Source organism: Nocardia arseniciresistens, from assembly GCF_046764875.1.
Lineage (GTDB): Bacteria > Actinomycetota > Actinomycetes > Mycobacteriales > Mycobacteriaceae > Nocardia > Nocardia arseniciresistens.
This window is the reverse complement of record NZ_JBKORD010000008.1, coordinates 370903-389755: the sequence shown is the minus strand read 5'-3', so window position 1 is coordinate 389755 and position 18853 is coordinate 370903. Positions and strand designations below refer to the sequence as shown.

16 protein-coding genes are annotated in these 18853 nt (G+C 65.1%); 11 read left to right on the top strand and 5 right to left on the bottom strand.

Features of this window, described 5'->3' with window-relative positions:
• Positions 1 to 46 precede the first annotated feature (46 nt).
• The 6 genes from ACLMAJ_RS17610 to ACLMAJ_RS17585 all read left to right on the top strand — a co-directional run bounded on the left by ACLMAJ_RS17610 (position 47) and on the right by ACLMAJ_RS17585 (position 6014).
• The gene (locus tag ACLMAJ_RS17610) at positions 47 to 1174 is read left to right on the top strand and encodes a TIGR03364 family FAD-dependent oxidoreductase (RefSeq protein WP_412014778.1); all 1128 of its coding nucleotides are present in this window, start codon (positions 47 to 49) and stop codon (positions 1172 to 1174) included.
• A gap of 8 nt (positions 1175 to 1182) precedes the next feature.
• Positions 1183 to 1872 (top strand): phosphonatase-like hydrolase, encoded by a 690-nt coding sequence (locus ACLMAJ_RS17605; RefSeq protein WP_412014777.1) that lies wholly within the window; start codon positions 1183 to 1185, stop codon positions 1870 to 1872.
• A gap of 117 nt (positions 1873 to 1989) precedes the next feature.
• Positions 1990 to 3057 carry a 2-aminoethylphosphonate ABC transporter substrate-binding protein gene (locus ACLMAJ_RS17600; protein WP_412014776.1) on the top strand — a complete coding sequence of 356 codons (1068 nt, stop codon included), beginning with the start codon at positions 1990 to 1992 and terminating at the stop codon, positions 3055 to 3057.
• A 25-nt stretch (positions 3058 to 3082) separates the two neighbouring features.
• Positions 3083 to 4309, top strand: coding sequence for an ABC transporter ATP-binding protein (locus tag ACLMAJ_RS17595; RefSeq protein ID WP_412014775.1), 1227 nt, complete (start codon positions 3083 to 3085; stop codon positions 4307 to 4309).
• A 38-nt stretch (positions 4310 to 4347) separates the two neighbouring features.
• Positions 4348 to 5214 carry a 2-aminoethylphosphonate ABC transporter permease subunit gene (locus tag ACLMAJ_RS17590; protein WP_412014814.1) on the top strand — a complete coding sequence of 289 codons (867 nt, stop codon included), beginning with the start codon at positions 4348 to 4350 and terminating at the stop codon, positions 5212 to 5214.
• Between the two features lie 2 nt (positions 5215 to 5216).
• Positions 5217 to 6014: an ABC transporter permease gene (locus ACLMAJ_RS17585; RefSeq protein ID WP_412014774.1), complete on the top strand. Its 798-nt coding sequence runs from the start codon at positions 5217 to 5219 to the stop codon at positions 6012 to 6014.
• Positions 6015 to 6109: 95 nt separating this feature from the next.
• On the opposite strand, the gene ACLMAJ_RS17580 is transcribed toward ACLMAJ_RS17585, so the two are convergent.
• The gene (locus ACLMAJ_RS17580; protein WP_412014813.1) at positions 6110 to 6469 is read right to left on the bottom strand and encodes a DUF4254 domain-containing protein; all 360 of its coding nucleotides are present in this window, start codon (positions 6467 to 6469) and stop codon (positions 6110 to 6112) included.
• A 1299-nt stretch (positions 6470 to 7768) separates the two neighbouring features.
• Here ACLMAJ_RS17580 and ACLMAJ_RS17575 point away from each other — a divergent pair.
• Together ACLMAJ_RS17575 and ACLMAJ_RS17570 are read left to right on the top strand one after the other, a co-directional pair.
• Complete coding sequence (locus ACLMAJ_RS17575) at positions 7769 to 9538, top strand: acyl-CoA dehydrogenase family protein (RefSeq protein ID WP_412014773.1); 1770 nt, start codon at positions 7769 to 7771, stop codon at positions 9536 to 9538.
• A 534-nt stretch (positions 9539 to 10072) separates the two neighbouring features.
• On the top strand, positions 10073 to 11719 hold the full coding sequence (locus ACLMAJ_RS17570; protein ID WP_412014772.1) for a CocE/NonD family hydrolase: 1647 nt from the start codon (positions 10073 to 10075) through the stop codon (positions 11717 to 11719).
• A gap of 360 nt (positions 11720 to 12079) precedes the next feature.
• Here ACLMAJ_RS17570 and ACLMAJ_RS17565 read toward each other — a convergent pair whose 3' ends face one another.
• Both ACLMAJ_RS17565 and ACLMAJ_RS17560 read right to left on the bottom strand, forming a co-directional pair.
• The gene (locus ACLMAJ_RS17565) at positions 12080 to 12391 is read right to left on the bottom strand and encodes a hypothetical protein (protein ID WP_412014771.1); all 312 of its coding nucleotides are present in this window, start codon (positions 12389 to 12391) and stop codon (positions 12080 to 12082) included.
• A 68-nt stretch (positions 12392 to 12459) separates the two neighbouring features.
• Positions 12460 to 13371, bottom strand: coding sequence for a hypothetical protein (locus tag ACLMAJ_RS17560; RefSeq protein WP_412014770.1), 912 nt, complete (start codon positions 13369 to 13371; stop codon positions 12460 to 12462).
• Positions 13372 to 14083: 712 nt separating this feature from the next.
• Here ACLMAJ_RS17560 and ACLMAJ_RS17555 point away from each other — a divergent pair.
• Entirely contained in the window at positions 14084 to 14944 is an 861-nt protein-coding gene (locus ACLMAJ_RS17555) for a helix-turn-helix domain-containing protein (RefSeq protein ID WP_412014769.1), read from the top strand.
• Between the two features lie 8 nt (positions 14945 to 14952).
• On the opposite strand, the gene ACLMAJ_RS17550 is transcribed toward ACLMAJ_RS17555, so the two are convergent.
• On the bottom strand, positions 14953 to 15777 hold the full coding sequence (locus ACLMAJ_RS17550; RefSeq protein WP_412014768.1) for an ABC transporter permease: 825 nt from the start codon (positions 15775 to 15777) through the stop codon (positions 14953 to 14955).
• On the bottom strand, positions 15774 to 16595 hold the full coding sequence (locus tag ACLMAJ_RS17545) for an ABC transporter permease (RefSeq protein ID WP_412014767.1): 822 nt from the start codon (positions 16593 to 16595) through the stop codon (positions 15774 to 15776). Before ACLMAJ_RS17545 ends, ACLMAJ_RS17550 begins: the two co-directional genes overlap by 4 nt.
• Positions 16596 to 16693: 98 nt before the next feature.
• Here ACLMAJ_RS17545 and ACLMAJ_RS17540 point away from each other — a divergent pair, with 98 nt between their 5' ends.
• Together ACLMAJ_RS17540 and ACLMAJ_RS17535 are read left to right on the top strand one after the other, a co-directional pair.
• Positions 16694 to 18094 carry an APC family permease gene (locus tag ACLMAJ_RS17540; protein WP_412014766.1) on the top strand — a complete coding sequence of 467 codons (1401 nt, stop codon included), beginning with the start codon at positions 16694 to 16696 and terminating at the stop codon, positions 18092 to 18094.
• 239 nt (positions 18095 to 18333) lie between these two features.
• The gene (locus ACLMAJ_RS17535; protein ID WP_412014765.1) at positions 18334 to 18840 is read left to right on the top strand and encodes a hypothetical protein; all 507 of its coding nucleotides are present in this window, start codon (positions 18334 to 18336) and stop codon (positions 18838 to 18840) included.
• Positions 18841 to 18853 lie beyond the last annotated feature (13 nt).

Below are 18853 nucleotides of genomic sequence, written 5' to 3'. Positions count from 1 at the left end.
GCGCAGGAAACACCCATCGGTCTAGACCATTGCTCAGTATGTGTGCATGCGATTGGTCATCATCGGAGGAGGAATCCTCGGCACCGCACACGCCCTTGCCGCGGTCGGCCGAGGGCATGAGGTCGTGCAGTTGGAGCGAGAGCCGGAGGCTCGCGGCGCGACGGTACGCAACTTCGGCCTGGTGTGGGTCTCCGGACGCTCGGCGACCGAGCTCGATATCACCCTGCGTTCTCGTCAGCTGTGGGAGGAGATCGGTGGGCGCGTGCCCGGCGTCGGGTTCCGCCCCGCCGGATCGATCACCCTGGTGCGCACTCCCGCCGAGCTCGCCGTCGCGGCGGCCGCCGCGGCGGGTCCGAGCGCACAGGTCCGCGGCTTCGAATTGCTGGAGCCGGAGCGGGTGCGTGCGGTCAATCCCGCGCTGCGCGGCAAATTCCTTGCCGGACTGCATTGTTCGACCGACGCCGCGGTGGAATCGCGCCAGGCCCTGCCCGCGCTGCGCGCCCACATGGCGGCGTCGGGCCGCTACACCTTCCATGCGAGCACCGAGGCGAGGTCGATCACCGATACCGGTACCAGCGCCACCGTCATCGACGACCAGGGCCGCCGACACGACGCCGACCTGGTACTGGACTGTCCTGGGGCGGCGCACACCGGCCTGACCCGCGAGCTGGTCGGGACCATCCCGGTCCGCAGAGTGCGGCTACAGATGATGCAGACCGCACCACTGGACGAGCCACTCACCACCGCCCTCGCCGACGGCGACAGCTTCAGGTACTACCCAGGATTCGCGGGCGCCGAAACCGACGCGCTGAACCGGGAGCAGTCCCAGACCGCGATCGCCGCCGAGCACAAGATGCAACTGCTGTGCGTGCAGCGCCTACACGGCGGCCTCACCATCGGCGACACCCACGAATACCAAGAGCCGTTCGCCTTCGATGTCGACGAAGCACCCTACGAGCACCTCACCGCCGTCACCGAGGAATTGCTCGGTCGCAAACTGCCGCAGGTGGTTCGGCGCTGGGCCGGGGTCTACAGCCAGAGCACCGACCCGGCCGCCCTCGTTACCCGCGCGAAGGCCGACGAGCACGTCTGGGTTATCACCGGCCCCGGCGGCCGCGGCATGACCCTCGGCCCCATCCTCGGCGAGGAAACCGCCGACCTACTCAACCTGTGAGGTTTGTCTTGTCGAACAAGAACATTCAACTCGCCGTACTCGATATGGCCGGAACCACGGTCGCCGACGGCGGACTCGTGCTGCGCGCCTTCGATGTCGCCGCCACCGCCGCGGGCATCGAAATCGAAGGCTCCGAACGCGATAGGGCACGCCAGTACGTGATCGACACCATGGGCCAGTCGAAGATCGCGGTGTTTCGCGCGCTGCTCGGCGACGAGGACCGCGCCCAGCTGGGCAACCGCGCCTTCGAGGCCGCCTACGACGCGCTGATCGACGAGATCGACATCACGCCGATTCCCGGTGCGGCCGAGGCGATCGCCGCACTGCGGGACGCGGGCGTCAAGGTCGCACTCACCACCGGCTTCAGCCGCGGCACCCAGGACAGACTGCTGAATGCGTTGGGCTGGAACGACATCGCCGACTTGACCCTGGCGCCGTCGGAGGCCGGGCGCGGTCGCCCCTACCCCGACCTGGTCCTCACCGCACTGCTGCGTCTCGGCATCGACGCCGTCGATCAGGTTGCGGTACTCGGCGATACCACCAGCGATATCGGCACCGGCCTCGCCGCGGGAGCCCGCATCGTCGCGGGAACTCTTACCGGTGCGCACAACGAGGAACAGTTACACGCGGCAGGCGCCACCCACGTTGTTGCCTCGGTCGCCGAGTTCGCGGAACTGATCCTCGCCAATCGAACCTGACCAGCCGCCCCCGGCGAACGCCAGGGGCCAACAGACCAGATCCCGGCACTCGCCGGAACACCGGAAACCCCGTCCCTTCGACACCACACTCGACACGAACCGAAAGTTGCAGCAATCGTGCGTACTTCGAACACGCAGACCCGCCTGGCACGCACCATCTCCCGCTCCACGCTGATCATCGCGTACATCTGCGCCATCACACTCACCGCCGCATGCGGTGGCACCGGCACCGATAGCGGCGACGGCAAGACCATCACCGTGTACTCCGCCGACGGCGTCGGCAGCTGGTACACCACCCAGTTCGCCGAATTCAAGAAACAGACCGGCATTTCGGTCAACCTGGTCGAGGCGGGTTCCGGCGAGGTCGTCAACCGGGTGGACAAGGAGCAGTCCAACCCGCAGGCCGATGTGCTCGTCACGCTGCCGCCGTTCATCCAGAAGGCGAAAAGCACTGGGCTGCTCCAGGACAGCGGAGTGGACACCGCCGCTGTGGCGGCCGCGGACAAGGACGCCGAAGGCAAGTACGTCACGCTGGCGGGCAACTACCTGAACTTCATCGCGAACCCTTCGGTCGACACCACCAACATCACCTGGGACGACCTGCTGAAGCCGGAGTACAAGGGCAAGTTTCAGTACTCGACCCCCGGCCAGGCGGGCGACGGCACCGCGGTGCTGATCCTGCTGCAAAACCTGCTCGGAAAGCAGGGCGCGCTGGACTACCTCGCCGAGCTCCAGGCCAACAACGTCGGCCCGTCGTCCTCCACCGGCAAGCTCCAGGCCAAAGTCGACAAGGGTGAGCTGCTGATCGCCAACGGCGATGTCCAGATGAACCTGGCCAACATCAAGGACAAGGGCTCCAAGTTCACCTTGTTCTTCCCCGCCGCCGACGGCAAGCGCGCCACCGTGGCCGTCCCCTACGTGATGGGCATGGCCAAAGGCGCTCCGCACCAGCCGGAGGCCAAGAAGCTGATGGAGTTCCTGCTCTCGGCCGAGGCACAGCAGACACTGCCCGACGCCTTCGCGGTGCCTGCCCGCACCGACCTGCGCGACGCTCCGGCCGCAGCCGCGGGGCCCTCGGCCGCCGCCGCGCTGAAGGGTGTCGAGATCGTGAACGTCGATTGGAACAAGGTGCTCCAGGAACTGGAAGGCGACGTAGCCGCCTATCAGAAGGCCACCGGTAGCTAGTTCACCAGAAGTGAGGAGCCGCAACATGTCCGACGGTGACGCGCCCCCGAAATCGTCCACCGCGACCGCACCGACCACCCTGTCCACCGACATCGAACCCGCCATCGTGTTCGACCGGGTCGGGGTCAGCTATGGCCGCGGCCGCAAAACCACCGTCGCGTTGACCGATTTCAACCTGCGCGTCGCCGTCGGCGAGACAGTGGCGCTGCTCGGACCGAGCGGCTCGGGCAAGTCGACCGCACTCCGGGCGCTGGCCGGATTCGTCCGGCCCACCTCGGGTGCGCTGCGACTGTCCGGCCGCGACGTCACCGACCTGTCCCCCGCCAAGCGCGGGATCGGCGTGGTCGTACAGTCCTACGCGCTCTTCCCGCACATGAGCGTGCACGGCAATGTCGCATTCGGGTTGAAGTCACATCGTGTGCCGCGCAAGGAGATCGATGGCCGAGTAGCCGAGGCGCTGGCCATGGTCGGCATGGCCGCATATGCCAAGCGGCTGCCCCGCGAATTGTCCGGCGGCCAGCAGCAACGGGTCGCGATCGCCCGCGCACTCGCGATCCGGCCGAAGGTGCTGCTGTTGGACGAGCCGTTGGCCGCGCTCGACGCCCAGCTACGGCAGTCCATGCTCGGCGAGCTCCAAGAGCTGCGCAAGGCGTTGTCGGACACCGCGATGCTGTATGTCACCCACGATCAGTCCGAAGCGCTGGCGCTCGCCGATCGGATCGCGGTGATGCGTGAAGCGAGGCTCGTCGATATCGACACTGCCGAAAACCTGTGGCAGCGCCCGCCCACCGAATTCACCGCCTCCTTCCTCGGCGGCGCAAACCTATTACCGTGTACCGTCAATCGCGTCTCGGGGACCTCCGCGCTGGTCACCGTCGGCACGCACACGCTGCGCGCCGACGCGCCACAGCCCGCCTTCGGCCACGCCGAATGGACAGTGGATTCGGCAGGGCTGCTGTGCATCCGACCGCACACGGTGCGGATCGGCGCCACCTCGGAGCGCGACGCCGTGCGCGGCACCATCGTCTCCAGCGTGTGGCGAGGCGCGTCGACTCGACTGTATTTGACGGTCGACAGGATCACCGACCAGGTCAGCGTCGACGTATCGGGCCGATTCGACGCCGAGGTCGGCGCTGTGGTCGGCGTGCTCTTCGCCGATCCCGCCGGTGTGCTGATTCCATCGCAGCTCAGGTTGGAATCGTCGACTTCCGCAACGAGTTCCGTTGCGAATGGGCCAGGAGCGAAGGCGTGAGGGGCCATGCGGTCCTGGACCGGCCGGGCGGCACGCGAGTGTCCGGCCCGGCCGGTGCCTACGCGCGGCACAACTGGCGGCCGGTGCTCTGGAGTATGCCGCCGCTGCTGGTGGTGCTGGTCATCGCGGTCTACCCGATCGTGCGGGTGCTCGCCGAATCCACGGTGACATCAGACGGGCGCGGCACGGCGGTCTGGTCACAGACGCTGAGCTCGGAGTCGTTCCGTGCTGCGTTGTGGCGCACGATTTCCATCGCGGTCTTCTCGACAGCCGGGTGCCTGGTGCTCGGCACCTTTCTTGCGATCGTGCTGGCGTTCGTCCCGTTTCCCGGCTCCGCGCTGGTCGGTCGGCTGATCGACACGATCCTGACCATGCCGTCATTCCTCATCACGCTGGCCTTTACCTTCCTGTACGGCACGGCGGGCGCGTTGAACGCACTCGTCACCGACATCACCGGACACCGGACACCGCTGCTGGATTTCCTGAGCACCCCGCTCGGGGTGATCCTCGCCGAGATCACCTTCTTCACACCGTTCGTGGTGCGGCCGCTACTCGCCGGTTTCGCGCAACTGCCGCGCGAACAACTGGACGTGGCCGCGAGCCTGGGCGCGTCGCCATGGCGGGTGTTGCGTCAGGTGGTCCTGCCCGAGGCGTGGCCCGCGCTGGCCGCGGGCGGCAGCCTCGTACTTCTGTTGACGCTCAACGAGTTCGGCATCGTGCTGTTCACCGGCGCGAAAGGCGTGACAACTCTGCCCGCACTGATCTACACCCACGGCATCGTGACCTTCGACCTGCCGGGCGCGGCGGTGCTCGCCTCGGTGCAGGTGCTGCTGTCACTGAGTCTGTACATCGGATACCGGTTGGTCTTCGCCCGGTTCACCGATCGAACCGGGAAGGAGAGCTGACCATGCTGGTGTGGACGCGACGCGGCCGAGCCGCGGTGCTCACGGTCTTCGCATTGATCGTGCTCGTGGTGTTCGTCGCACCGATCGTCACCGTGCTCGCTGCCGCGCTGGCCGGCAGCTGGACCGGCCCGCTGCCGTCGGATCTCGGCCTGTCGAACTTCCGGCAGGCACTGACGGGGCAGGACGCGGCCAGTCTGTCGGTCAGCTTGCAGACCGCGCTGCTGGCAGGCGGGTTCGCCCTCGTGCTCGGCACCTGGGCGGCGTTGGCCGCGAGTGCGGCGCCCGGCTGGTGGCGAAAAGTCACCGACGCGGTCTTCCATCTGCCGGTCGCGGTGCCGTCGGTGGCCATCGGTCTCGGGGTGCTGATCGCGTTCAACGGACGGCCGCTGCTGCTCGGTGGCACCAAATGGATTGTCATCGTGGCGCATTCCGTGCTGGTGCTCGCCTACGCCTTCAGCGCCGTCACCGCCGCGCTCGACCGGCTCGACCCCGCCTACCGGCAGGCCGCCGAGTCGCTCGGTGCTGGACCCGTCCGGGTGTTGCTCCTGGTGACGCTGCCGCTGCTGCTTCCCGCGCTCGGCGCCGCGGCCGGTCTTGCCCTCGCGCTGTCCATGGGCGAACTCGGCGCGACCGTCATGGTCTATCCCGCGACATGGAAGACCTTGCCGGTCACCATCTTCGGGCTCACCGACCGGGGCGAGGTATTCGACGCGGCCGCGAGCACCTGCCTGCTGCTATCGGTGACGCTGGTAGCTCTTGTCGCCCTCGGACGTGTGAACGGCCGCGCCGCACTGCGTTGAAACTCGGCGGTACAGCGGCGGGCGTGCCGCGTCGGTCGACCACGCGGCACGCCGGGCGGAGCGCAAAACCAGGACGAACCCGTCGGTCGCGCAGTTCACTGCTCGGGCAAACGGCGACGGCCCCCGACCACGTCGGTCACGAGATCTGTGTACCCGTCGACTAGTTCGGCCAGGTGGTACCAGTGCTTGTGGGTGTTATCGCTACGCGCGCCGTCGACATCGATCGCCTGGTTCGCATCCACCCAGCTGCGAGCCATCCGGTCGACGACCGCACCCAGGCTTTCGGTATGCAGCGACGCGCCATTGCGATGCTGCGGGACCTCCTGCGCGATCCATTCATTGATGTCGTCGACGAGTTCGCTTCGACGACAATCGATCTCGGATACCAGGTGCGCGGCGCCGATTTGCCCACGCCGCGCGTGCAGCTCGGCGAGCGCATGCGCGGACCGCAGCAATTCGCGATCCTGGAAACGACGCCCCTGGAAAGCGCACAATATTTGAGGAGCGGTCGGCAGCACTCCCACCGTCGGCGCGCTCATCCCCATACCCCGAATTCACCCGTCACCAACGCGCTTTGTACCAACATAATTGGCTCTCGATTCGGTTATCCCGGTCATCGGATTGGTTGTTTAAAACTAGGCTAGCTGGATTCTGCTCTTACAGATGCAAGAACGCAAGAGTGCGTCCTCACTGCTGCAAAGCGAGTGTGCTTACATCTGTACGGTGCACTTCCGCAGCGAGACAACGACTTCACCCCTTCGGCCCGGCGGGTGGCCGGTGCGCCCAAGCGCGATAAAACCCCTGGTCCGACGGCCGGTAGCTCTGAATTGCCCTGCACCAGCTTGTCCTTCACGGCTGATCCCGCCACGGAAACCGACCGGTCTGAAACGTGAACCGAGGTCCACCTCCGGCGTCCACACCCCTCGACGACCGTGGGCAGGTCGCGACTGCGACCTGCTGGACGCGCCGGACGGGCGCCGGGAGATCGCGACAGCCGGCGCGCCTCCGATTGCCGGATCGCTGACATCCAGCTATCACCCGTTCCGCGCTATCGGCGGTCCGGCGCATACCGCGACAGTGCCGGGCACACGTGAGACAGTCTATTCAGCAAAGGCCCGGTACCTGCGAAATGTCTGACAGCCGTGCGGATTCGACCTGAACCCATCATTCGGCCTGCCGAGTCGCCGTACTCTGGATTTGCTGGGAGAGGTTGGTGATGAACAGACGACACCGACGACCACTGCTCGCACCCCGGCGGGGCCCGCTTCCATCGCTGTGGCCGCCCAGGATGGCTGAATAGTCTCCCCTGCACCATGTTCTGCGCCGGCGTTGACCATACCCATTGACCTCCCACATTTTCGGATGACGGCCGTTCGCCGCACGAGCGGAGATGCGGGCAGTTCGGCGACCCTCCGCCAGGCTCGTCAAGAATGCCGAAATGTGTTCTCCTAGTTGCGAACTCACGGACGATCGCTACACTCGAAGACAGGCGGACTCAGCTCGGCCGCGCGCCGACTCTGCGGCGCGGTGGGCAAAATCGGAGGCTGAGTTGCGGAACGAAACCTCATGTGAAGGTGGTGCATCGAGCTTTTGACGGGCGATCGTCCGGCTCCCCTGTACCGGTCCTCAGCGGTATCCGCGTGAACGTGCGGTAACCGCCGCTCCGGTGCGTCGAAGTTGGGCAGCGATAGCCCCAGGTATGCCCAACGGTGGACGAGTAACCGCTGGGATCGGCAATGAGTAGGGAGTCGGTTATGGTTACACACGAGTCCAGGGAACGCACATCGCTGGCCGAGGTTCTTCGGCACGGCGACATAGAGTTCCACCAGCAGCTGCAGCATGTTCTGAGCAACCCGGACTACGCCGTCACTGACACGCAGAGCCAGGAGCAGCGCCGGGAGAACGCGTACAGCCAGTTGCGGTATCTCGTCAAAGAGATGGGCAGTACTCGCGATGTCGCGACCGATCTGCCCAAGCTGTTCGCGGTGTTCGACGGTTGCGCAGTGCTGGCGACGGACCTGATCCCGCTGATCTCCGGACACTACAATTTGGCCGCGGGCAGTCTTGCCAGCCTGACCGATCCCTACTCTGCGGCGCCGTATCTGCAGGACCTCGATGACGGTTCCAGCATCGGGAACATGCTGCTGACCGAGTACGGGTGCGGTTCCAATATCGGATTCATGGAGACCACCGCGACCTGGGACGGTGACGGGTTCGTGCTCAACACCCCGCATCCGCGGGCCCGGAAATTCATGCCGAGCGTCGGCATCCCGGTTGCACGGGTCTGCGTCATCGCCGCGCAACTCATCGACAAGGCGGGCACCGGTCATGGCGTGCACCTGTTCACGGCGCGGCTGCGCGATGCCAACGGTGATGAGTGCCCCGGCGTTACGATCACCCAGCTCGGCCGTCAGCCTCTGGTCGTCATGGACAACGCGATCATCAGCTTCGACCACCTCCGGGTCGAGCGCAGCGCCTGGCTGAGCAACGACCTGGCCACCATTGATGACAACGGTGTGCTGAGCTGGCGCGACGAGATCAGTCGGCAACGGGCATTCCCATCGGTCACCAGCCAGTTGACCATCGGGCGAATGGCGCTGTCGTCATGCCTGAACGCCGCGGCCCGCGCCGCGCTCTATATCGCCTTGCGCTATGCCGCCAACAGGGTAGTGCCGATGACATATGTCGACAGACCGCTCATGCTCGACATTCCGCATGTGCGAGACACCCTGCTCACCGACCTAGCGGCAACTGTGGCTCGCACCACCTACGGCAACGCGATCAAGACCTCCCTGGCGAGCAGCGATCTCACCGATCGCGACACCGTCGTGTCGGTGATGTTGGCCAAGCGCTTCATTCAGCTGCATGCACTGGACACCATCACGCACTGTCGAATAAAAATGGGTGCACAAGGCATGTTCAGCGCGAACCGGGTCGCCGACTACCTCGGCGTCTGTCATGGCGCGATCACAGGCGAGGGCGACTGCGACGTCCTGGGTTCCGTAGCCGGCCGCATAGTGGCCAAACAACTTTCCGTCACCCCGCCACCCGAACCCGGCCTACACGACCCCACCGACCCCCACGATCGCGCCCGCTTGTTCACCGCCCGCGCTCTGACGATCGCACAAGAGGCACAACAATACCTGGCGACTCCAGCGCTCGCAGATCGGCTGGCGGTCATTCCGGAGGCGCTCGACCTCGCGGAAGCCTATTGCGCCGAAGAAGCCTTGCGGTTGCTCAACGAAGATGTCGATCATGCCGAGATCGCTGCCGTGCGTGATGTTTTCGCTCTGCACTATCTCGACCAGCATGCCGCATGGTACCTCACCCATGGCCTACTCGACATCGCCGCTGTCCAGACGACGAAGCAGCAGCTCCGCCACGCCATCGACAACCTCGCCGACAACCTGCCCGCACTGCTGGACGCCTTCGACTTCGACGACGAAATTCTCGGCGCACCAGCACTATCCGAGGATCTGCCTGCCGCCTGGGACTCCCGCTGCAACGACCTACCCCGTCACTGATCCAGCCACGCCAAGTCCGGATAGGGCGCCCCGACGGGGCGCCCTATCCGGGGCGGCGTAGTGGAACTCCTGAACCAGTGCTGCGGTGGATTGCGCGGGATGGCCGCAGTCCCGAAACCGACCTGACGGGCGAGTAGGCGAGAGCACCTCCTCATCGAATGAGACCTGCGCAGGTACCTCATCGGTCATCACCCCATGAACTCGATCTTCACCACCGAAGCGGCGTGAGCACCGGTCCCGCCATGGGATCCACGTCCGTTGCGGACCGCGAAAACCCAACTCCAGGTATGGATTCCGATCTCACCCGAAAGCAGGAAAGACGCGGTAGCATTTTCACCAAAGCTCCTGTCTTCGAATAGTTTTAGACAGATCGTCGAACAATGCGACCGCCTTCGGCGGCGCTGTTCCATTTTGCCGTAGCTGCGGAATTCCTTACGCCACATCGACGTGTGCGGGCCATATTCCATTTCCCCCAAGGAGAAAGCGCGATCTCACGAGATTCACCGGACGGAACATGATCGAAAGGATAAGAACATGTCAAACGCGCGTTCGAATCAATTGCGATTGCTGGCCCCCGACCAGGAAACCGATGTCGATGCCGTGGTGAACAGTCTACTCACCGGCACCCCCACCGGCGTCCCGGAGTATCTCGTCGACGATATCGCCGCCGTGCGGGCACAGAGCACGCTCGGGAAGGTACAGATTCCGGGCGAGGGGGGCGTGCTGCTCGACGGCATTGCCGCGTGGCCGCTCACCGACGGACCCCATCCACTGATCGTGCTGCCCGCCGGACTGGACCCAGCTGGATGGAAGATGTACTCCGGAGCCATTATTCGGCTATTGATGCGCGGCTATGCCGTCGTCGCCTACACCGAACGCGGGCTGCCGGGCTCCGAGGGAGAACTGACCGTCGCCGGGCGCGAAGACGTCGAGGACGGCAAAGCCGTCATCACCTGGGCATTGGAACACACCCAGCTCAACGCCGACGCGGAGAAGATCGGCATGGCCGGCATCTCCTACGGCTCCGGTATCAGCCAGTTGGTCGCCCAGACCGATACCCGCGTCAAAGCGGTTGTCGCGCTGAGCACCTGGGCAGACCTGAGCCAAGCGCTCTATGACAACGGAACACGGCACACGGCTGCGGCGGAAGCCCTCGCCGCGATCAGTGACCGCCCGAGCGCCGAGCTGCTGAGCGTGCTCGCCGACTTCAGGGCGAACACCAATATCGACCAAGTCCTGGACTACGCGCGACGGCGCTCGCCCGCTCACCTTCCCGGTGACATACGGCCCGTGCCAACTTTCTTCACCAGCTTCTGGCACGAGACGATCTTTCCGCAGAACCAACTGCTCGACTATTTCGGCCGCTACCCCGGCCCCAAACGCCTGGACTTGGCAGTGGGCGACCATGGCGCGGTGGAGATCCCGGGTCTGCTGCTCGGCGTGTACACCCGCACCACCGAAGCTGCCTACGACTGGTTCGACCATTACCTGCTCGGAGTCGACAACGGCATCGACCGCGACGGCGGTGTGCACACCGAGACTATGCATACCTTCAACGTCACCGCCACCGCGGACCTGCCTGCTTGGTCCAAGCCCGCGCGCCGCTACTACCTCACCGCGCCCGGCGCCGAATCCTCCGACGGCACACTGACCAGGCAAACACCGTCCGCCTTCAGTCAGAGCTTCCAGGCAGGCGGTCAACAGGTCCAAGCGGCAACGGCGCTCGTCGTGGACGGCTTACTGGAGCGCCTGCTGATGCCCCGACGCCAACAGCTCGCCGGCGTCGACCGCAAAGCCGCCGCTGTCTGGACCACCAGACCTGTCTTCCTGCGACCCCAACACCTCTCAGGTGTCCCAGAAGTCGGGCTCACCCTCACCCCGTCCGGCACCACGGTCACCCTCATCACCTACCTGTTCGACCTCAATCCCTTCACCGGCTCCATGCGCATCATCACCCACGCCGCCACCACCGTGGACAACCAGCAACCCGGCCACCCGACCGATGTACGAATCCGCCTGCAGGCTACCGACTACCAGATCCCCATCGGCCACAATCTGGTCCTGATCATCGACGCCCGCGACCACCTCTACTTCTACCCCGATCAACCGGACACCGGCGGCACCGTGACACTCTCGAATGAACACGGTCCGGCCTACCTCGACATCCCCGTCGGCTCCTGATACTCCAGCAGCACTTAGTCATATAAGAAGCGTCTTCGCCGGTAGTGGGCTTGTTCGGCCTGATACCGGCGGTGTCGGGGCACGATCGACCAGTGCCAGATCTGTTCGAGGGTCTCGGCAGTGGTGATCAGGTGTCCAGAAGACGTCGGATTCAGTGAGATGAGGCCGCTGCGGGCAGGGTGGCCACAGCCCAGTTGAAAGGGCGTGGCCCCCTTGGCTCGCCATCCGCGGCTCCGGCGTTTCGACTCCTGTGAAAATGCTTGTGCGACAACATGGTCCGCTCGTGAACTACCGCCGAACCTACCCACTGCCTCGTCCCCCATCCTGGTTATGCCGCTTCCTCTTCCACGGTCAAGCTATCTACTGATCGTGAGATCGAGGTTGGTGTTGGTGTTGACGGGGGTGTAGCTCGTGGTGGTGGTGGTGGATGCGTGCGAGTGTCTGGGCGAGGAGTTCGGCGGGATGGTGGCGGTGGTTGATCCGGGGTGTTCGGGCGGGGTCGATATGTGGTGGCGCAATCCAGGCGGTGCGTCCCGGGTATTGCGAGTCCTTGTCGAGGACAAGGGTTTTCCATCCGCCGCGACCGTCGTGGATGAGCACGTGGCAGCGATCACAGGCCAATGTCTCGTTCTCGATATCGGTGTTGCCGCCTCTTCGGTCACTGCTTGGCACAAGCCGTCGCCGCCTCCACCCGAGGCGCCTACCTCGTCATCTCGATCGTCCGGGTCGGGCGCGACCATTCATTCCTCGGGAAGGGGAGTTGGCCGACCCTGCTGCAGTCCGTCGGCAGCCGCCTTGGCGAAATCGCCGAGCACGGTGGTGTGCTCGCTAGGCTCTGCGATGCCGAGTTGGTTCCAGCCTTCGTCGAAGTTCTTGTTCCGAACGGGATAAACCGGCAGATCGGTGGTCTCCACACCGGATTGGAGGGTGAAGATCGCTGGTTCCAAGTTGGAATTGCCCGCCCACAGGCGCGCGTCGTTGACCCGGCCCTTGTGTCGGATCTCTCGGTCGTTGTCATTTCGCGCCACTTCGGGCGAGGACGAGGGGTGGTACGGCGACAACTCACGTGCCAATTTCGTGTAGTCGCGCGAACGGACCGCGATCCCGGTCTCGCCGTCCACACTCACCCGCGGATAGCGCGAGCGGTCGAGGATCTCATCGAGCCACGGCGCTAGGGGCCGGCTCTCTCGGACCGACATCGACACTTGCCTGGTCCATCCGTCGCTGTCGGGGTCGTGCAGCTGGTAGTCGAGGCGGCCGTGGACTGCGTCTTCGAGCACGCCCTCCGGTGGAGGCGTGGTGCCGGTGTCTCTGACCACTGCCTGCAATTCTCGATTGCCGCGCTCGCCTGTGCTGCGCAGTTCGACCTGCACCTTGCCCTCGGAAGTCTGCAACGCGTGGGAGACGGTTTCGGAAAGCGTGAGACCTGCATCATCGATACGCTCGGCAGGCCAATCCGGCAGTTTTTCCTCCATCCAATCCCAGACACCGGCGTCGGTATGCGGAGTGTTTCCGAAGTACGTCGTATGGGCCGTGGCGCGGTCGGCATCGAGCAGCCACCGCGTCGCGTCGGCACCGCGCTCGTCGTCGGCGGCAAAACGGGTTGTGCCATCGTCGACAACCCCGCTGATGTGCCGCATAGGTTGCGCCACGGCCTCTCCTGCGGTCTCCGCCGTCTTCGCCAGGCCTTTCCTGAGATCGCGTAAGAACTCATCGATCCACGCTGCCGTCGGCCCCCGTTCTGTTCGAAGGCGAGTTGGCTGCGGTCGATCACTCCGATGCTCGGTGTGGGGGTATGGCCGCTCGCGAGCACGCCTCAGGTGTCGGCCAGGCAAGGCAGGACCAGCCTCTCGACATGCGCACACACTGGGACTAACAGCGGGCAACCTGCTGATCTGACCCCTGCCCGCGCATTGTCCATGCTCCGCGTGAACTCGGCAGCCACCGCGCTTTCGCAAGTCCCCGGTGCGACAACCGAACTCGCCTCCGACGCCTGCCACTGGGTTGACGCAAGACACAATCCTGCGCCACACATCGAGTGACATGGCTCGACCAGTTCCCACACGAACGTCATCGCCTGTGTTCGGCGGAACCTTCGCCAGCTGACGACGGAGCCGTTACATTCCCGCACGATTGTGCGGGATGAATATCGTCGATCCTCATCCGAGCAGCGATGTCGACGTCCACCACATCCGCAAGGCACCCGTGCGCCGGTGCAGGCCTGGGGGCCGTGCGGCGCGATCACAGCCGGTTCGGCGAAGATTCGCGACGTATAACCCGTAGATTTGGCGTGGAACAGTGCTAGTACGGGTACAAGACGCAATAGTGCGTCCCAAGTCGTGCGCTGGCGAAAGGGTTGTTTTCATGGCAGGCAAGCGGACGGTCCTGACCGCAGGGTTGCGCAGACTCTCGGTGCTGCTCAACGACATGCGCGAACAGGCCGGGCTGTCGAAGGAAGATGTCAGCGGCAAGACCGGTATCAACATCACCACGCTGTATCGCATCGAGACCGCACAGGCCCGTCCGCAGCGACGCACCCTGACGGCGATGCTCGATCTGTACGGCGTCACCGACCAACAGCGCACCGATGCGCTGGAGTTGCTCTCGGATGCGCTCAAGCCCGGTATGTCCCGGCCGTACGAGGCCAGCCTGACCGATGTGTACGCCGCGTACATCAACTTCGAATCCGAGGCGCTCTCGGCGAGGCACTACCAAACCTCGCACATCCCAGGGCTGTTGCAGACCGAGCAATACGCCATCGCGGTCATCGACACCTCCATGCCGAAGCTGGAAGCAGCGGCACTGGAACGTCGCGCAAGGGCACGTCTCGACCGGGCAGCGGTATTGACCAAAACCGATCCCCTCGAACTGTGGGTTGTGCTCGACGAAGCGGCGATCCGCAGGATGGTCGGCGGGCCAGAGGTCATGAACGGCCAGTTGATGCGGCTGCTGGAGGAGATCAAGAAGAAGAATGTGATCCTGCAAATCCTGCCGTTCGAAGCGGGCGCGCACCCCGGTATGGCAGGAGCTTTCACGCTGCTGGACTTCCCCAACCCCGCAGACCCCGAACTGGTGTACGTGGAAGGCATCGCGGGCGACGAACTGATCGAGGGACACACCGAAATCCGCCGCTTCGGAGTGATTTTCGACCAACTGCGCGCCATGGCACTGAGTCCACGCGACTCCGTCGCCCTCATCAACGACGCCGCAGCCCACATGCGCTAGGCGTACCGTCAGGCGCGGCTGGCCCGTCGGTAACCGAGCGCGGCGGGGATCGCGAAGACGACGATGGCACCGACCGACCAGGCCGTGGTCGCGAGCAGCGGCGCGCGCACCGGGCCGCCGAGCGACAGGCCGCGCATCGCGTCGATGGCGTACGTCATCGGCTGGTGCTCCACAATCGGACGGGCCCAGCCCGGGTAGGCGATCAGCGGCACGAAACCGGTACAGAAGAACATCATCAGCGATGAACCCAGCGAAACCGCCTCGACCAGAGCGGCTTTCGCGCCGAACACCGCGACGGCGGTGACCATCGTGGAGAACGCGAGCCCGAACAGCATCGGCACACCGAACAGCGCGACACCGGCCGCCGCTCCCCGCTCGAACCGGAAGCCGAGCGCGACCCCGACCGCGAAAATCACCAGCGTGCACAACAGGATTCGGACCCCCTCGGCCACGATCCGAGCGGCAAGCCCGGAGGCGCGATGCACCGGCAGTACCCAGAATCGGGCAAGAAGTCCCTGATCGCGCTCCCTGCCGAGGGTGACAGCCCCGGCCACCGATCCCGACATCACACCGACCAGTGACACCATCGGCACCGAGCCATAGAGCGCACTCGCGCCCGCGAACGACGAAATCTGGCGGCCTAGAACAGCATTGAACATAACGAGCAGCAGCGCGGGGAAGACCAGCGACTGGATGACGGTCAACGGATCGCGCCACCAGCGCATCAGCAGCCGCTTGGTCTGAATCATCGTCTGCGGCAACATCAGTCGCCAGATCTCGGTATCGCGGGTTACCCTCGTCATGGACACCGCAGGGGTCGGCGCGGATGTCATGCGGACCTCCGCATGGCGACGAACGTCGAGGCGCCACCGAACACCGCGGCGAGACCGAGCGTCCATGCCAGCGGCGGACCGAGCGTCGACCAGCCCACAACGCCCGCGTTGGGTGTCGAGTCGCCCGCCAGCACCCGCAACCCGTTCACGAATTGCGACACTGGCTGGTTACGCGCGAAACCCTGTATCCAGGATGGGAATTGACTCGCAGGTGCGAACCCGGTCGAGACCATGCCGAGGATCAGCTGCGGCAGGATCAGCGCCTGGGTGGCCGCCTCCGGGCTCTTGACGAGACTGCCGAGCAGGTCGGCACCGAGGCACAGCACCAAGGAGATCGACAACGCGTAGCCGAGGAAACCCAGTGTCTGCCACCAGCTTCCATAGAATCTGAATCCGATGACATGCCCATTCACCAGTGCCGCAGACAAGGCGACCAGCCCACGGTAGAGCGCAGCGGTGACGCGCGCGGCCAGCGGCGTCGCCGAGGGCATCGGCATCGACCCGAACCGCTGATCGAGCCCGTCTTGGGCATCACCGGCCGCGCGGAAGGCGGCCGAGATCCCGCAGAAGGCGGCCGCCTGCATCACGATCATCGGCATCAGGAACTGGGCGTAGCTGCTCAGTCCGTGGCCGTAAACGGTCATCACCAGATTCAGTGGCACGTAGAAACCGACGGTGAACACGGTCGGAGCCAGCACAGCTGTGATCAGTTCACCGTTGCGCCACGAGGGCCGGATCAGCCGCCGGGTCAACACCCACCACTGCGTCACGGGTGCCGTATGCGGCCGCGGCTCGGCGGCCAGCCGATCGCTGCTCATCTGCACACCCCCATCCTCCGCGACACCCGGGCCCGCCGTCGGCCGACACGGCATATAGTCGGCGACTATCTTGCGGGCCGATCGGGTACTTATCAGGTATGACGAACACCGATGCCGGTCGCACGTCCGGGACAACGCAAGAACCCAGCCTGAACCGGGTTATGGGACCGGGATTACTACTGTTGTTCGTTGTCGGAGACATTCTCGGCACCGGGATCTACGCCCTCACAGGCAAAGTCGCGAACGAGGTCGGCGGAGCGGTGTGGGTGCCGTTCCTCGTCGCCTTCCTGATCGCACTCGTGACCGGCTTCAGCTACCTGGAGTTGGTCACCAAGTATCCCCACGCCGCGGGGGCCGCCCTTTATACCCATAAAGCCTTCGGCATCCAGTTCCTCACCTTCATGGTCGCGTTCACCGTGATGAGCTCCGGCATCACCTCGGCGGCGACCGCTTCGCGCGCCTTCGCCGCGAACTTCGCAGAGGCATTCGAACTCAGCCTGAGTGCGGGTATCGGCATCACGCTGATCGCGCTGGCCTTCATGGTTGTGGTCGCCGCCATCAACCTGCGCGGGGTGAGCGAGAGCGTGAAACTCAACGTACTGCTCACCTGCGTCGAGCTGACCGGACTGCTGATCGTCATCGGTGTCGGGCTGTGGGCGCTCGGGTTCGGCAACGGCGACTTCGGGCGGGTCACCGAGTTCGAGACCGGCGACCGCAGTGCGCTCGGCGGCGTCATCGTCGCAACCACGCTGGCCTTCTTCGCGATGGTCGGCTTCGAGGATTCGGTCAATATGGCCGAAGAATGCAAGGAACCGAGCCGTATTTTCCCGAAGGTCCTGCTCAGCGGACTGATCATTACCGGAACGATCTACGTTCTCGTGTCGATCACCGCGGTCGCGCTGGTCCCCGCCGACCAGCTCGGCGCGGGCGATACCCCCTTGCTGAAGGTCGTCGAGGCGGGGGCGCCGGGCTTCCCCACCCATATCTTCGCGTTCATCACGATGTTCGCCGTCGCTAATTCGGCGCTGATCAATATGTTGATGGCCAGCCGCCTGCTCTACGGGATGGCACGCCAGGGCGTGCTGCCCCGACAGCTCGGGCGGGTGCACCAGGGGCGACGAACGCCCTACATCGCCATCGCATTCACCACCGTGCTCGCCCTCGGGCTGATCGCGTTCGTCGGCGAGGTGCCCGAGCTCGGCGGAACGACGGCGTTGTTGCTGCTCGCCGTCTTCACCGTCGTCAATGTGGCGGTACTGGTGTTGCGCAGAGATCCCGTGCCGCACAAGCATTTCCGCACACCCACCGTGCTGCCCATCATCGGCGCCCTGGCCTGCGGATTCATGGTCACCCCGTGGACGGATCGCAACCCGCAGCAATACACGATCGCCGGCGTGCTGCTCGCGATCGGCGTCGGACTATGGGTACTCAACCACTTCGCGATCCGGGGCCAGCACGCCGAAACGGCAGCCGAGGAGTCGCAGACGCCCGACGCCTGAGCGATGGCTTTCGGACGCCCGGGGTGATTGCGCTTCGAGCGACCTGAGAAGTTGGCGTCGGCTGCTGATTCGAGCCATCTACAAGCGACCCCGGCGACTGTTTCGAGTGGCCTATGAGCGGTCGCCAGCGGTGTCGGCGTCCGACGCCGGTCCAATTGCGGGACACCCGAGTCGATCACGGCAGTATGCCCGGATTCCAAAGGTGACGGCCGGGCCTGGTGTCGGTAGTGTGTGCCCCGATGACCAGCATGGAAGCCCGATTCCGTGACGCTGCCCGGACCGTGCCACGCCCCAACCCATGGAACCTGTCTGCCTATCTGGCGAGCGTTGCCGCACATCGCGGCCGTTCGATCTCGCTACACCCGGTTCCGGCCGGGGTACTCGCGGAGACCGGCTGCCGAGGCAGCGGACTGTGGGTCGCACGCAAGCACGACGACATCATCGTTTACGACGCCGACGCCAGCGAGCGCGATGCCGACCACATCATCCTGCACGAGGTGGGGCACATGCTGTTCAGCCACGGCAAGGACGAAGCCGAACCCGCGACGCCGATGACACTGACGCTGACCGCATTGCTGCCATCGCTCTCGCCGGTCACGATCCGACACATCCTCGGCCGCAGCGACTTCGGCACCGAACGCGAGCAAGAGGCGGAGGTGTTCGCCGACATGACCATGGTGTACGCGACGCTACCGCAGCGCAGGGACCGGTCCTTCCGCTTGTTCGGCCGCAGACGCAAACGCTGAGCGGTGACCTCGC

Coding starts and splice junctions, on each gene's coding strand:
- ACLMAJ_RS17555 (WP_412014769.1), top strand. CDS start 14,084: ATGGCAGGCAAGCGGACGGTCCTGACCGCAGGGTTGCGCAGACTCTCG.
- ACLMAJ_RS17595 (WP_412014775.1), top strand. CDS start 3,083: ATGTCCGACGGTGACGCGCCCCCGAAATCGTCCACCGCGACCGCACCG.
- ACLMAJ_RS17540 (WP_412014766.1), top strand. CDS start 16,694: ATGACGAACACCGATGCCGGTCGCACGTCCGGGACAACGCAAGAACCC.
- ACLMAJ_RS17575 (WP_412014773.1), top strand. CDS start 7,769: ATGGTTACACACGAGTCCAGGGAACGCACATCGCTGGCCGAGGTTCTT.
- ACLMAJ_RS17550 (WP_412014768.1), bottom strand. CDS start 15,777: ATGACATCCGCGCCGACCCCTGCGGTGTCCATGACGAGGGTAACCCGC.
- ACLMAJ_RS17535 (WP_412014765.1), top strand. CDS start 18,334: ATGACCAGCATGGAAGCCCGATTCCGTGACGCTGCCCGGACCGTGCCA.
- ACLMAJ_RS17570 (WP_412014772.1), top strand. CDS start 10,073: ATGTCAAACGCGCGTTCGAATCAATTGCGATTGCTGGCCCCCGACCAG.
- ACLMAJ_RS17585 (WP_412014774.1), top strand. CDS start 5,217: ATGCTGGTGTGGACGCGACGCGGCCGAGCCGCGGTGCTCACGGTCTTC.
- ACLMAJ_RS17545 (WP_412014767.1), bottom strand. CDS start 16,595: ATGAGCAGCGATCGGCTGGCCGCCGAGCCGCGGCCGCATACGGCACCC.
- ACLMAJ_RS17610 (WP_412014778.1), top strand. CDS start 47: ATGCGATTGGTCATCATCGGAGGAGGAATCCTCGGCACCGCACACGCC.